Annotated in this window: 10 protein-coding genes; 6 read left to right on the top strand and 4 right to left on the bottom strand. The window is 48.1% G+C overall.

Going from position 1 to position 15,398, the window contains the following annotated elements:
- The first annotated feature begins 71 nt into the window (after positions 1 to 71).
- From ACUZ8J_RS03910 to napB, 5 genes are read left to right on the top strand one after another with little or no spacing between them, the layout of a single operon-like run.
- On the top strand, positions 72 to 341 hold the full coding sequence (locus ACUZ8J_RS03910; RefSeq protein ID WP_011718223.1) for a chaperone NapD: 270 nt from the start codon (positions 72 to 74) through the stop codon (positions 339 to 341).
- On the top strand, positions 338 to 2,818 hold the full coding sequence (gene napA, locus ACUZ8J_RS03905) for a nitrate reductase catalytic subunit NapA (protein WP_126511885.1): 2,481 nt from the start codon (positions 338 to 340) through the stop codon (positions 2,816 to 2,818). Before ACUZ8J_RS03910 ends, napA begins: the two co-directional genes overlap by 4 nt.
- Positions 2,819 to 2,869: 51 nt before the next feature.
- Positions 2,870 to 3,604, top strand: a complete 735-nt coding sequence (gene napG / locus ACUZ8J_RS03900; RefSeq protein WP_088210212.1) for a ferredoxin-type protein NapG — start codon at positions 2,870 to 2,872, stop codon at positions 3,602 to 3,604.
- Entirely contained in the window at positions 3,601 to 4,584 is a 984-nt protein-coding gene (napH, locus tag ACUZ8J_RS03895; protein WP_446693124.1) for a quinol dehydrogenase ferredoxin subunit NapH, read from the top strand. The genes napG and napH overlap by 4 nt, the downstream gene beginning before the upstream one ends.
- A complete protein-coding gene (napB, locus tag ACUZ8J_RS03890; RefSeq protein WP_089067017.1) occupies positions 4,581 to 5,012 on the top strand; it encodes a nitrate reductase cytochrome c-type subunit NapB in 432 nt (143 codons plus the stop codon). The genes napH and napB overlap by 4 nt, the downstream gene beginning before the upstream one ends.
- A gap of 234 nt (positions 5,013 to 5,246) precedes the next feature.
- Here napB and ACUZ8J_RS03885 read toward each other — a convergent pair whose 3' ends face one another.
- Complete coding sequence (locus ACUZ8J_RS03885) at positions 5,247 to 5,399, bottom strand: hypothetical protein (RefSeq protein WP_011627178.1); 153 nt, start codon at positions 5,397 to 5,399, stop codon at positions 5,247 to 5,249.
- Positions 5,400 to 5,493: 94 nt separating this feature from the next.
- Between ACUZ8J_RS03885 and ACUZ8J_RS03880 the strand changes: the two genes are divergently transcribed.
- On the top strand, positions 5,494 to 6,381 hold the full coding sequence (locus tag ACUZ8J_RS03880) for a LysR family transcriptional regulator (protein ID WP_374918964.1): 888 nt from the start codon (positions 5,494 to 5,496) through the stop codon (positions 6,379 to 6,381).
- 134 nt (positions 6,382 to 6,515) lie between these two features.
- On the opposite strand, the gene fusA is transcribed toward ACUZ8J_RS03880, so the two are convergent.
- The 3 genes from fusA to ACUZ8J_RS03865 form a co-directional block, all read right to left on the bottom strand.
- A complete protein-coding gene (gene fusA / locus ACUZ8J_RS03875; protein ID WP_011718229.1) occupies positions 6,516 to 8,609 on the bottom strand; it encodes an elongation factor G in 2,094 nt (697 codons plus the stop codon).
- Positions 8,610 to 9,099: 490 nt separating this feature from the next.
- Complete coding sequence (locus ACUZ8J_RS03870) at positions 9,100 to 10,551, bottom strand: diguanylate cyclase (RefSeq protein WP_446693123.1); 1,452 nt, start codon at positions 10,549 to 10,551, stop codon at positions 9,100 to 9,102.
- 191 nt (positions 10,552 to 10,742) lie between these two features.
- Entirely contained in the window at positions 10,743 to 15,296 is a 4,554-nt protein-coding gene (locus tag ACUZ8J_RS03865; protein WP_446693122.1) for an ATP-binding protein, read from the bottom strand.
- Positions 15,297 to 15,398: the final 102 nt, after the last annotated feature.

Genomic DNA, 15,398 nt, shown 5'->3' with positions numbered 1-15,398 from the left:
AGTTATCCACATTGAGTTGTCGCGATGTTTATCGAAAACAACTGAATGAATCTCAAGATAAAGGTACCGCTATGAGTCAGGAATACCATGTCACCAGTCTTGTGGTACATGCCGCCCCTTATGCCTTACAACAGGTTGAGGCCGATATTGCTGCATTAAAGGGCTGCGATATCCACGCCATTTCCCCCGAGGGCAAGTTCGTTATTACCCTCGAAGGCAATAGCCAAAAAGCCATTCTCGACAATGTTGAAGCCATCAATGCCCTGTCCGGCGTGTTATCCGCCAGTTTGATTTACCACCAAGTAGAACCCTTAGAACAAGAGAGTGAGGAAACACTATGAGCATTAGCCGCCGCGAGTTTCTCAAGGCTAACGCAGCGGTTGCCGCTGCCACGGCCGTTGGCGTCACGCTTCCCGTGAAAATGGTCGAAGCCGCCGAGTCAGATAGCATTAAGTGGGATAAAGCCCCCTGCCGTTTTTGCGGTGTGGGTTGTAGCGTATTAGTCGGTACCAAAGCCGGTAAAGTCGTCGCTACTAAGGGCGATCCCGAAAGCCCAGTTAACCGTGGTTTGAACTGTATTAAGGGTTACTTCCTGTCGAAAATCATGTACGGCAAGGACAGATTAACCACGCCGCTGCTGCGGATGAAAGACGGCAAATACCACAAAGAAGGCGAGTTTACCCCTGTAAGCTGGGATGTCGCCTTCGATACTATGGCCGCTAAGTGGAAAAACAGCATCGCCACTAAGGGCCCAACCTCAGTCGGTATGTTTGGCTCGGGCCAATGGACCATCTGGGAAGGTTATGCCGCCTCTAAATTACATAAGGCCGGATTCTTAACCAACAATATCGACCCTAACGCCCGCCACTGCATGGCATCGGCCGTAGGTGGCTTTATGCGTACCTTCGGTATCGACGAGCCTATGGGGTGTTACGATGACTTAGAAGCCGCCGACCAATTTGTGCTCTGGGGCGCTAACATGGCCGAGATGCACCCTATTCTGTGGGCACGCTTATCCGACCGTCGTTTAAGCCACAAAGACTGCCGCGTACATGTGCTATCCACCTTCGAGAATCGCAGTTTCGACTTAGCGGACAACCCTATGGTGTTCCGTCCACAGTCAGACTTAGTGATCCTCAACTTTATCGCTAACTACATCATTCAAAACAAAGCCGTGAATACCGACTTTGTGACTAAACATACTAAGTTTGCTCTCGGTGTGGATGATATCGGTTATGGTCTACGTCCAGATCATCCGTTAGAGAAGAAAGCCAAAAACCCAGGCAATGGTAAATCCAGCCCTATCAGCTTCGAAGAATACGCTAAGTTCGTCAGCACTTATACGCTGGAATATGCGGCGAAAATGAGTGGTGTAGAGCCTGAAAAATTAGAAACCTTAGCTAAGGCCTACGCTGATCCTAAGGTCAAAGTCATGAGTCTGTGGACCATGGGGATCAACCAGCACGTACGTGGTGTGTGGGCAAACAACATGCTCTACAACATCCACTTACTCACAGGTAAAATCGCTACCCCAGGTAACAGCCCATTCTCATTAACGGGTCAACCTTCGGCCTGTGGTACTGCCCGTGAAGTCGGCACCTTCGCCCACCGCTTACCTGCGGATATGGAAGTGGCCAACGATAAACACCGCGCCATCACAGAAAAAGTGTGGCAGGTACCAGAAGGCACCATTCCGCCAAAACCCGGCTTCCATGCCGTGCTGCAAAGCCGCATGCTCAAAGACGGTAAACTCAACTGCTATTGGACCATGTGTACCAACAATATGCAGGCGGGTCCGAATATCAACGATGAAATCTACCCCGGTTTCCGTAACCCTGAAAACTTTATCGTGGTATCCGATCCATACCCAACCGTCACCGCCATGGCCGCCGACTTAATTCTGCCCACCGCCATGTGGGTTGAGAAAGAAGGTGCCTACGGTAACGCCGAGCGCCGCACCCATATGTGGCATCAACAGGTCAAAGCGCCAGAAGGGGCTAAGTCGGATCTGTGGCAATTAGTCGAGTTCTCAAAACGCTTTAAAGTGTCTGAAGTATGGCCGGCTGAGCTTATCGCTAAACAGCCTGAATATGCTGACAAAACGCTTTATGAAGTGCTGTTTGCCAACGGCGTCATCAACAAGTTCCCAACCACAGATTGTAAGGGCGACTTAAACGATGAAAGCGCGCACTTTGGCTTCTATCTACAAAAAGGCATTTTCGAAGAATACGCTGCCTTTGGTCGCGGCCATGGCCATGACTTAGCCGACTTTGACCGTTACCACGAAACCCGCGGCCTACGCTGGCCAGTGGTTGAGGGCAAAGAAACCCTACGCCGCTTCGTCGAAGGTAGCGATCCTTATGTGAAGGCGGGTGAAGGCTACAAGTTCTACGGCAAACCCGATGGCAAAGCGGTGATTTTCGCCCTGCCCTACGAACCTGCGGCAGAAGAGCCAAATGAAGAATACGATCTGTGGATGTCTACCGGCCGTGTACTCGAACACTGGCATACAGGTTCGATGACCGCCCGTGTACCTGAGCTGTACCGCGCTTACCCCGATGCACAAATCTTTATGCATCCTGAAGACGCTAAAGCCCGTGGTCTGCAACGTGGTGATGAAGTGCTAGTCGCATCCCCCCGTGGTGAGGTCAAAACCCGTGTCGAAACCAAAGGCCGTAACAAACCTCCACGCGGCGTCGTGTTTATGCCCTTCTTCGATGCGCGTCAGTTAGTTAACAAGTTGATTTTGGATGCGACCGATCCACTGTCAAAAGAAACTGACTTTAAGAAGTGTCCCGTAAAAGTGATGAAGGCCTAAGCCTCATTTGATAGCGATAAGCGTATTTGAAAGCGATTAAGGAGTGCTAAGGTGAGTCAGCAAGTGAAGAGTCCATTCACAGTCAAGCAAGTCAACCGTCGCCAGTTTTTGGCAACGACGGCTAAGGCTGGCTGCGTGATGGGGCTCGTGGGATTAGGCTTGACGGCCACGGCAAAAAGCCAAGGCCAGCTCGCCCCCCAAGCTTGCAGACCGCCGGGCGCCCTTGAAGAAAGCGATTTTCTCTCCGCCTGTGTGCGTTGCGGTTTGTGTGTCGAGGCTTGTCCCTACGACACCCTATCGCTGGCACGTTGGTTCGATGGCGCCGCCACTGGCACGCCATTCTTTACCGCAAGACGCATTCCCTGCGAAATGTGTGAGGATATTCCCTGCATTAAAGCCTGCCCTTCGGGCGCGCTTGACCCTCAACTTGAGCAAATTAGCGATGCTAAGATGGGTGTTGCGGTACTGATAGATGAGAAAAACTGCCTAAACTTTAAGGGATTACGTTGTGACGTCTGTTATCGGGTTTGTCCGTTAATCGACAATGCCATCACCTTAGAACGCCAACGCAATCAACATAGCGATCACCACGCCATGTTTTTACCCACAGTCAACAGCGATACCTGCACGGGGTGCGGTAAATGCGAACATGCCTGCGTGCTCGACACGGCCGCGATTAAGGTGTTACCGACCGCTCTGGCACTCGGTAAAGCGGCGGCGCATGACACTTATATCAACACCGAGGAAACCACCTTAGAGATGTTGAATAAGGGGCTAACGCTATGAGTAACAAGTCTATGAATAACCAGACCATGAACTCAAAAGCCCGCATGCAAGGCGAGCATGCCGCAGCCATTGCAGAACTCGGTTGGTTTGGCGCACACAAATATTTGCTACTACGCCGCGCGGTGCAATTCGGCTTATTAGGCTTATTTGCACTTGGGCCATTACTGGGAATTTGGCTATTTAAGGGTAATTTATCGGCCAGTTTACTGCTCGATACCATTCCCTTTGCCGATCCGCTAGTGAGCTTACAAATGCTCATTAGCGGGCATATTCCCGAGCTTAGCCTACTGATAGGCGCCGCCTTGGTCATACTGTTTTATGCCCTCGCCGGTGGACGGGTGTTTTGCAGTTGGGTGTGTCCAGTCAATCTGGTTACCGATGCCGCAAGCTGGCTCAGACGTAAATTGAACCTTCCTCGCACCAGCGAGTTACCACGCAATTTACGTTATTACCTGCTGGCACTCGTGCTGTTATTGCCACTGCTCACAGGCAACTTGATTTGGGAATGGGTTAACCCAGTACCCTTAGTCTATCGCGCCGTGTTATTTGGCAGTCTCAGTGGTTTATGGATCTTAGCGGCGATATTTCTGCTGGATCTGTTTATCGCCGAGCGCGCTTGGTGTGGTCACCTGTGTCCGACAGGCGCCCTGTTTGGCTTTATCGGCAAATGGAGCCCCATCAAAATCGTTGCCAGCAAAGCCAGTGCCTGTGATAACTGCATGGACTGCTTTAGTGTTTGCCCTGAACGCCAAGTATTAAAGCAGGCGTTAAAAGGGCAAAACCCGGTGATCACTAGCCCAGACTGCACCCAATGCGGCCGCTGTATCGATGTCTGCGCTCAACGCGTATTTCGCTATCAAACACGCTTTACGGCCACTCAGGCTCAACTTAATAAAGGCGATTCGACCGATTGTCAGTCGCTATCAACCACTTCACCAATTCGTCAACACATTGCCCCCAAGGCGGAGAATGACCAATGAAAAAAATACTCACCTTAGCTGCGATTGTATTAGCCATCGGCGGCTGCTCAGGCCAACAGGCAGACTCTCAAGCCACACCCGTAAACATCAAATCCCTCGCTGGCGATAGCGCGGTAACGGATATTCGCCCAGCCGATGCCATGCCCGTCTACCCAAGCCGTGGCAAGGCGCTAGAGCGCAGCTTTACCGACCAACCGCCACTCATTCCCCATAAGGATGATTACAAAATCACCTTGGATAAGAATGGCTGTTTAACTTGTCACAGCTGGGATAAAGCTCCACGGATGAAGGCCACGCCAGTGGCGAAGTCCCACGTAATCGACGATAAAGGCACACTCAATGGCCATAACTATTTCTGCACCCAGTGCCACGTTGCACAGGCAGAAAACAAGGCGCCTTTAGTCGAGAACAAGTTCTCAAATCAATAACACAGCACTTCCCTGCCCACAAAAGCCACTGCAAACCCAGTGGCTTTTTATTTTCTGCAATAAAATCTCAGCGCTAAGCCTTGCTAGTACCGTGTTAAGAGCACTGTAAAAACTGAAGATTCAGGCGCAGAAAATGAAATACAGAGCGTTAAACAAGCGTGCAATAAAGGTAAGAGATCAGGAAAGAAAACGGGTGGGAAGAAAGCGCAAACTATTGAAAAGTAAAAACCCAGCCTAGGCTGGGTTTACTTGTTGTTTTGCTTTATGCAAATCACCCGCTGGAGCCGTTAATCTGGTTTGCACCGCTTTAGCTGTTTGCACATTCTTTGCTTCAGGCATAGCTGCCTGCCACAAAGCACCGACCCATAAACTTGATGTGGACTTCATTGGTTATTCCCCTGTTCTGTTAACGAGCTCAAAGTAATACTTAGGCCATCATCAGTAAAATGAATTAACGCCATACCATGGATTCCATTTAAGCATGAATATCCCAATCAAGACCTTGCAATGTTTTCTGACCTTAGTCGAAACAGAAAACTTCACCCGTGCCGCGGAAAAATGCTTTATCACCCAGCCTACGCTCAGCAAGATCATCCAAAGGCTCGAAGAGAGTTTAGGCGAGACGCTGCTTATCCGTAACAATCAGAAGGTCGAGTTGACCCAAGCAGGGCAGCTGTTTGAACACAGCGCGCGGGAAATACTCGGACAATGGCATAGATTGCAGGAGGACATGAGCAACTTAAGCGGACTTAAGACAGGACGGTTAAGATTAGGCGTCTGCCCTATGATGAGCAGTCTAATTATCGGGCTACTGACCAGTTACCGGAAACGTTATCCCGGCGTTGAGCTGCAAATGTATGAATACGGCGGATTTGGTTGTGAACAGGCGCTGCTGAATAACAGCTTAGACATCGCCTTTACCGCACTGCCAACCACCCATGAGACCGAGCTGGTGAATCAACCACTAACCAAATACCCGCTCTTAGCTTGCTTACCCGATGGGCATCCGCTCGCCACTCAATCTCACCTCAGCTGGCAGGATTTTGAGCCCTATCCCTTTATTCTTTATAACGAAGATTTTTCCTTGGCGAAACTAATCAATCGCCTGAGTCGTAAGGCGGGAGTGCAACTCAATATCGCGTTTCGAAGCGGCCAATGGGATTTTCTCGCCGCCATGGTCGAGGCCGATATGGGCCTAGCGATTTTACCCGAACCTATTTGCCAAAAACTCAGCACCAGCAAGCTAGTGTTTAGACCTATGCAACCGGCTATGACCTGGGATTTAGCCCTCATCTGGCGGCAAAATCTACCTTTAACCCCTGCGGCCAATGCGTTACTGGAACTGAGTAAACAGAAAGCACTGCGTTAAACAGCTCCTTCAAGGCTTGGGCTTGGACTAAGCCTTAAGCTGCACCACTCATGCTGTTTTACCTTAAATTTCACCCATAAAAAACCGCTGCTAGCCTTGGCTTAGCAGCGGTTTCTATTAGAGGAAGTTAAGAATTACTTCTTAGCTTCAGCAGCTTTACGCTCTTTAACTTGCTCAACAACTTTGTCCGAAACGCTGTTTGGACATGGACTGTAGTGTGAGAACTCCATAGAGAACTGACCACGGCCTGAAGTCATTGTACGTAGAGAACCGATGTAACCGAACATTTCTGATAACGGAACGTCAGCCTTAACGCGAACACCAGTTACACCAGCAACTTGGTCTTTGATCATACCGCGACGACGGTTTAAGTCACCGATTACGTCACCTACGTTGTCTTCTGGGCTGAACACGTCAACTTTCATGATTGGCTCAAGCAGTTGTGGTTTAGCTTTAGCAATAGACTGACGGAATGCCGCTTTAGCAGCGATTTCGAACGCGATTGCTGAAGAGTCAACTGCGTGGTAAGCACCGTCAGTCAGTTCGAACTCAACGTCTAACACTGGGAAGCCAGCGATAGTACCAGTGTTCATCATGCTCGCGAAGCCTTTCTCAACTGCTGGCCAGTATTCCTTAGGAACGTTACCACCAACAACTGAAGACTTGAACACGAAGCCAGAGTTTGGCTCACCTGGACGGATGATGTATTCGATCTTACCGAATTGACCAGAACCACCAGATTGTTTCTTGTGGGTGTATTGGTCTTCAACCATTTGAGTAATGGTTTCACGGTATGCTACTTGTGGTTCACCCACGATCAGCTCAACACCGTAAGTACGCTTCAGGATGTCCACTTTAATGTCTAAGTGCAGTTCACCCATACCTTTAAGGATGGTTTCACCTGAATCTTCGTCAGTTTCTACGCGGAATGATGGATCTTCTGCGATCATCTTACCGATAGCGATAGCCATCTTCTCGCTGCCGCCTTTATCTTTTGGCGCTACTGCGATAGAGATAACTGGCTCTGGGAACACCATCGCTTCCAGAGTACATGGGTGTTTAACATCACACAGAGTGTGACCAGTTTGTACGTTCTTCATACCCACGATAGCGATAATGTCACCAGCTTCTGCTGATTCAATTTCGATACGATCGTTTGCATACATTTCGCACATACGGCCGATACGCTCAGTCTTACCAGTTGCACTGTTAAGAATGGTGTCACCTTTCTTCAGGCGGCCAGCATAGATACGTACGAAAGTCAGGGCGCCGAAACGGTCGTCCATGATCTTGAACGCTAATGCTTTTAATGACTCGTCAGCAGAAACGATAGCGTATTCGCCAGTTTCGTTACCTTCTTCGTCAGTTAAAGGTTGTGGATCAACTTCGTCTGGTGCTGGCAGGTAGTCAACAACAGCGTCTAGAACCAGTTGCATACCTTTGTTCTTGAACGCAGAACCACAGAATGTTGGGAAGAATGCCATAGTACGAGTACCCTTACGGATACAACGCTTCAGGTCTTCAATAGATGGCTCTTCGCCTTCCATGTAAGCTTCTAACAGGTCGTCATCTTGCTCAACAGCAGATTCGATCAGCATTTCACGGTATTCTTCAACTTGGTCAACCATGTCTGCTGGAACGTCAGTTACAGTGAAGTTTTCTGGAATACCAGAATCATCCCACACGTAAGCTTTACGAGTTAACAGGTCAACAACACCAGTGAACTCATCTTCGATACCGATTGGCAGAACCATAACCAGTGGGTTAGCAGCTAAAACGTCTTTAGTTTGCTTAACAACACGTAAGAAGTCAGCACCCATACGGTCTAACTTGTTTACGAAGATGATACGAGCAACTTCAGATTCGTTAGCATAACGCCAGTTAGTTTCTGATTGAGGCTCAACACCACCAGAACCACAGAATACAGCGATACCGCCGTCAAGAACCTTCAGAGAACGGTAAACTTCAACTGTGAAGTCAACGTGTCCTGGTGTGTCAATAACGTTGAAACGGTGGTCTTTCCAGAAACAGCTTACAGCAGCTGATTGAATGGTAATACCGCGCTCAGCTTCCTGAACCATGAAGTCTGTTGTTGATTCACCGTCGTGAACTTCACCTAACTTATGGATTTTACCGGTTAGCTTAAGAATACGCTCGGTGGTCGTGGTTTTACCCGCGTCAACGTGAGCGAAGATACCAATGTTTCTGTATTTGGATAATTCGGTCATGATTCAACTTTAATGATTAGTTTAAGAAGTAGACGGAGTATGCGACAAACCACCGACACACCGCACATCAGATTATTTTAGGCGCATATTGTAAATTGGAACCCCGCTATGCGCAAATGGCTCTTGCAATTTTTCACGATAAAGTCGCGGAAAAAATTAAAAAAAAATAAGAAAAATATGTGAAAACAATTAAATAAAAAAATTTAGCTCAATATTCAATCAATTAGTAAAAACCCTAAAAATAAGCCGATTTTCCTCAAGACTGATGTTTTTCCATGCTTTAGCTGTTAACAAACAACCATAAACCCGCTCTAAGCCTGTCAACAAATAGCCTTGAGCCAGTCAATCAACAACCTTGAGTTGACTCACTGTGTGCGCAACTCAGTAAAAATCGTGCGAACTGGGAAGGTTTTCTAAGATAAATGGCGGATTTCTGAATAAAAACCGCTACGAGCTTAGGAATGGACTTAAATCTTACCAAGCAAGGCAGCTACAGATGAGTGTCATCGACACAAATCTGATCCCGCCCCAGCGCTTTTGCCTGATATAGCGCCTTATCTGCCCGCTCAAAACATGATTGCATCGGCTCATTGGCCGCGAGTTTGGCAATCCCGAAACTACAAGTGAGCTGAACATCACCACTAAAATGGTACTCACTGATGGCGGTTGTGATCCGCTGACACAGCGACTTCACGGCCTCGAGTGAAGTGTTATGGCAGAGGATCACAAACTCTTCCCCGCCCCAGCGTGCAACCACATCACTTTCACGCACACAGTGCTGCAATACCGAGGACAACTCCATCAAAATAGTATCCCCAACGAAATGGCCTAAGGTGTCATTGATCTCTTTAAAGAAATCGATATCTAACATCACCAAGCAAATGGCCCCTTGCGTGGAAGCGGCGGCGCGGTGTTCATGGACAAATTGTCGATTAAAGTAATGCCGATTGTAGAGTTTCGTGAGCGGATCATGGGTGGATAAAAACTCAAGCTCGGTATTGCTTTGCTCTAATTGCAAACGCAATTCTTCAAGCTGCTGGTTTTTATCGGTTAGTCGGCGATTGTAACGACTGATCATATAAGTGCGCGTTACCAGTAGGCACACGACTAACAGTGTCGCCGCAATCACTTGATAGATAAGTAAGTAGTTGGTTTCATCGATGATAGTGATGTTGTTCCATTTCTGGTAAATCCTGATCCGCTCCAGCTCATCTACATTGTCTAGCACTTGATTGATTAATGGCAGCAGCGCGTCATGTCCAGCGCTCACCCCCACCCGCAGTTCATCCTCCGGGCCACCCCAACCGGCAATTTTAAGGTGATTGAATCCTGTCTGCTGAATATAGGCATTAACGGAAAACATCGACCCCACAAAGAGGTCGACCTTTTTCTCGAGCACGGCTTCAAGCCCTGCAGGCTCACTCGCCACTTTAATGGTGTGAACCTTGGGATAGTAATGCTGAATATATTCGGCGAGACGATAGCCATCAGGCACCGCCAAGGTGCGCGGACCGATGTTTTCAAACCCTTGCAAAAAGGGTTCGTCCTTGAGAGACACTAATACATTGGGGGAACGAAAATACACATGGCTGAAATGTAAAAACTGCTCCCGAGTCGCCGTCTTATTGAGGAGTGGGGTTAAATCACAGCGCCCCGTTTGCAGAAAATCTAAGGTTTGTGTCCAAGAGGTGGTGGGCACAAGACTAAACTTTAATGACGAATGGGCTTCGATATAGCGAATATAATCCGACGAAATCCCCACATGTTGACCGTCACGAATCGCTTCATAGGGTAACCAATCGGGGTCGACGCAATAACGCACCAACTGGGTGGCATTGGCAAATTCATCGTCTGCAGCATTAAGGTATGAGGCCAAGCGCTCGGCATTGACACATAAAGGTGAGCATAAACAAAGGAGTAAAACCCAGAATCTGCAACCCATGTCGCTTCTCTAATACACTCAGCAATTCGTCTTACAAGGTAAAAAAAGTGTATACGCGATATTAAGATAATACCAATAAACCCTAAATTGATTATGGAAATATACGCAGTGATGGATACATCACTGTTACTCAGATAAAAAAATACCCGCCGATTGGCGGGTATTTCGATTCAGTCATCGCTTAAGCAAGATTAATCTTCAACTGGCGACACAACGAAGAGTAAGTCACCTTGCGATACTTGCTGACCATTGCTGTTCAGAATACGCTCGATGCGGTACTTCTTGTCTTCTGGGTACAACACTGCGCCTTGACGGTTAAAGCCGGCTAAGTTGACCTGAGAGAACATCTTCATCGCTTCAGTTAACGCAAGCGTCTGATCTGCAGTCACTATATCGCCTTCTTTCACGAAGTCAGGTTCGCCTGGGGCTGGCGAGGTATAGAAGATACCTGCACCTTGGGCTAATACTTTCAGTTCGTTACTTTCACCCACACGCAGTGACTCAGTATCTACACCCACGGTTTCGGCAGCGGCTTCCATTTCAGCGATCAGTGCTGGAATGTCGAGCTCAGCCATGAAACGTGGCAGGTAGTTAGTGTCGTATACGCCTTCTTTGAAGGTGCCATCGCTTAGGATCAGTTTCAGCAATGGAATGTTAGTCGCGATACCTTTGAGTACTACGCTATCTAAGTAAGCGTGCAGTTTCGCGATAACGTCTTCACGGTTTTCACCACGCATAATCACCTGAGCGATTAAACTGTCGTAGTATGGTGATACTTCTTTACCCGCAGCGGCAATCGAGATGATTTCCACATCTGGATGATCTGGGAATACACATTCGGTGATCTTGCCAGGATTTGGGATCAGTTGGAGTACACCATGGCTGTCGAGTGCTGCTTTTTCGGCAGTCACACGCACTTCCATTGCATAACCGATTTCTTTTGGCTCGAGGTTTTCGATTGAACGACCCGCAGCGATATCAAACTGCGCGCTCACGATATCGATACCTGAAGTCGCTTCAGTAACTGGATGTTCTACCTGCAGACGGGTGTTCATTTCCATGAAGTACACTTCGTTGGCATCTAAGTTATAGATGAACTCAACTGTACCAGCGCCCATGTAATCGGTCGCATCACCTAAAGCACGGGTGTAATCCAGCACTTGTTTCTTCAGTTCTTCTGGCAGCATGGTTGAGCCAGACTCTTCGACCACTTTCTGGTTGTTACGTTGTACAGAACAGTCACGTAAACCCAGAACCTTAGCGTTACCAAACTTGTCACGCAGTAACTGCACTTCGATATGACGTAGTGAGGTTACATATTTCTCTAAGTACAAGTCGCCGTTACCAAAGGCCGCAGCCGCTTCGGTAGAGGTCTTTTGGAATAGACCAATCATATCCTCAGGGCGTTTAACGACCTGGATACCTTTACCGCCACCACCTTGTACCGCTTTGAGCAGCACTGGGTAACCAATTTCGTTGGCCACGTTCACCGCTTGCTCAGCGTTCGTCAGAATACCGTGCGAACCTGGTACTACTGGCACGTTTTGGCTTTGTGACGTCTTAATCGCGTTCGACTTGTTACCCATAGTCGTCATTGAATGTACGCTAGGACCAACGAAGTTAACCCCATTGTTCACACACAACGCCGCAAATTGTGGGCTTTCAGACAGGAAGCCGATACCTGGGTGCAGTGCATCAACTTGCTCGTATTCGGCAACTTTGAGCACAGAGTAAGCGTTCAGGTAACTTTCGTCAGAGGTGTTACCACCTAAGCAGACTAACTTGTCTGAGTCTTTCAGCATATCCGCAGGTACTGCGGTCATGTCAGGATCTGACGCCACTAATACCACGTTGATATCGTTATCGTGAGCCTTACGGATCAACTTAACAGCGGTACAACCACGGGCATGAACCAATACTTTGTTAATTGGTTTCATTAACTTACGCGGATCGTTTTGAACAATCACTTCTTCTTCAACAGGCGCTTCAACAACCAGAGTTGAAAGGGCGTTGATGATCACGTCATTGATCTTCGCCGTTGGCATTGGCATCAGAGGATCGATGCTCGCCAATTGATTATCTAAGGTTTCGCTGAATGGGTTGTGGACTAGGCCCGCCATTGCACCTGGTACTTTCGACAAGTAGTTAGACAGTGTCGAAGTCGAAGGCAAGTAAGCTGGAACCACCATTTGACCCGCGAATGGCATGTTAGTACCAGACAGGTAATAGGTTTGCACTAATGGGTGAGTCACGAAACTCGCCTGCGCACCACCGGTACAGTCACCAAAACCAAACATCAGTACTGGCAATTCGTTATCACGGATGAAACGAGTAATACGGTCGTTCACAACAGCCATTGAGAACAGTGCCGCAGCACCTTCTTTAGTTTGCATACCGCCTGAGCTGATAAAGCAAACAACAGGTAGCTTACGCTTAGCACACTCGATCAGCAGCGCAGAGAATTTCTCAGCACTCGCCATATCGAAGGCACCCGCTTGGAATGCAGTGTTAGACACAGCTACACCCACACGGACTTTTTGACCTTTTTCTTTAAAGTCAGCAATACCTGTGATCAGACCGCAAGGGCGAATGCCTTTGTCTAACGCATCTTCGATTGAGAGGCGGAAACCAGGGAAGTTAAGCAAGTTGGCCGACATCTTGTCGCCATTGATCTCTTCAAAATGAGTGAAGAATTGCTTAATCACATTTTCCCAGGTCATCTTGCCGGTACGTTTTTCGTCACGTAATACTTTTTGGATCAGTAAGTCCTGATAACCCATGGTCAAGCGGTTCCAGAAGTCCTTACGACGACCGATACGCACAGGGTTAATCGCGCCAGTGTACTTGCTGTTATCGCTTTCACTGTCGAAGTATTCAGGCAGTAAACGCTCGAAGAAATAAGTCAGGATAACGAATAAACTGTCGTTAAGTTGTGGGAAGCCCACACTCTTCCACTGCTCTACACGCACCAAGAGATCGGCACGGTTAGACTGGCCCATAAAGTACTTAAGCCACTTGTAGAATTTCGCCTTGTCGTTAGCGGTATCCTGAGTTGACAGCGCATGGTCAATTGACTTGTGCAGCAGGTTGTTCACAGAGTTACGAGACAGGCTCTTAGACATCATGGCTTCTTTCGCGATAGACGCTAAGCTGCCCACAACGTTGTCGTACAGTGAGTTAAAGATCAGGATGTTATGACATTGCCAAATGAAGTCTTCACGCAGTTCGTCGTTCACAACCACATCGAGCACAGTCAGTTGATTCAGTTCAGGCCACTTGGCTTGAGTCACTGACTTTGGCAGATTTTCAAGGTGCTGGATTAAGCCCTTGAAGTTGTTTGCCGCGTTGCTCTTCCAGCGATGATATAAAGACCAACCGATGTTAAATAACAGCGCCTTGCGTGCTTTTTTGTAGTTCTCTTTTGGTTCACCCAAAATCAAACGAGTCAGCATGTTACGCTCGGTAGACACTTCATCACGCTTAGCAATAAAGTTCGCCCACAGCTTGTTTAGATCTTCATCGTAAACCAGCTTATCAGGGCTTGATAACCAAGCTTGGAATACACGGTCTTGCTCTTGTTGGATACGAGCTAACAAGTCACCTTCAGGCACGCTAACACGTGACAGACGTCCGTATTGCTCCTGAGAGATTGAATGAATGCGGCTACGCAGCGTTAAATAACGCAGGTAACGGTAAGCACTACCAAACAGGTTGTGGTGGTTGGTTGGGCTAGTTGCCACGGCCAATTCCGCGTTTAACTCTAACGCCATCAGGTTTTTAGATGGGCTGAGGAAACGCGCTAAACTGCGGTCATAATGTTCACGTAAATCTTTAGATTCACGCACAAAGTTGATCGCTGCACGTTCAACAGCTTCGATACTGCTGATGATAGCGCGGCGTAAATTGTGCTGACGCTCGTCACGGTCACCTGGAGAGAAATCGATGATGCCATCGATACAACCCGCGGTGTAAAGCTCTTCTGGAGACACGCCCACAGACTTAGCACATTCCTGCCATGACAGGTTGTACTTACGCGCAATACTCTGCAGACCTTGTGGCTGAATCGTGTTGAAAATACCATCGCGCAGCGATAACAGGATGTTGGCCGCCGCTAATGGAATCGCACCGCCCGAGTAACCCGCACCGATAACGATACCGACTGTTGGCACGTCAACGTTGGCACTCTCAGCAATCGCCTTAGAAATAGAATGTGCTTGGTTTTGGCTGTTAGCCACTTCGCCCGCATCGGCCCCAGGGGTATCGATGAGGTAAACGATAGGCATAGACAATTCGGCGAAATGACGAATCGCTTTACAGGCCGCATAGTGATGTTCAGGCATCCACGCGCCGTTAGCCGTGGTACGCTCTTGGGCAATAAAACCGATACGACGAGTGCGTGAACCGAAATTCAGCTCGACCTCAGCGCTGTAGAAAGAACCCAAGTGAGTTTCGGTAATCAAGCGACCTTTTAGGTCAGCAATGATACGTTTTGCACCAGGACGACCTTTATCTTGGGTCGGCTGGATCACTTTTGCGACGTAACCATCGACATCTAACGATGCCAAGTCTTTTAAATTTGCCTGAATGGCGTCATCGTTTAAAAGACCTTTAATTTCATCTGATAAGCTCTGTTTACTGTGTTTAGGAAACAGAGAAAAATCTTTTGCCAAATGCTCGGCTTGTAAAAAAAGCGGATCGGGCGTTTGGGCTTGAGTCATGTGTGTGGGCTGATTATTGCTGGTCATCAAAAGATCCTCTGCTTTAGCCTCTGAAAATTTTTAGCCAATAAATATAACTTTGTTATCCCGCCAAATGCCATTAAACTGCATAAGACGCTATGTTCCAAA

The sequence above is a fragment of the Shewanella sp. Koi 1 genome, assembly GCF_052907445.1.
This window is presented reverse-complemented; position numbering and strand designations above follow the sequence as displayed.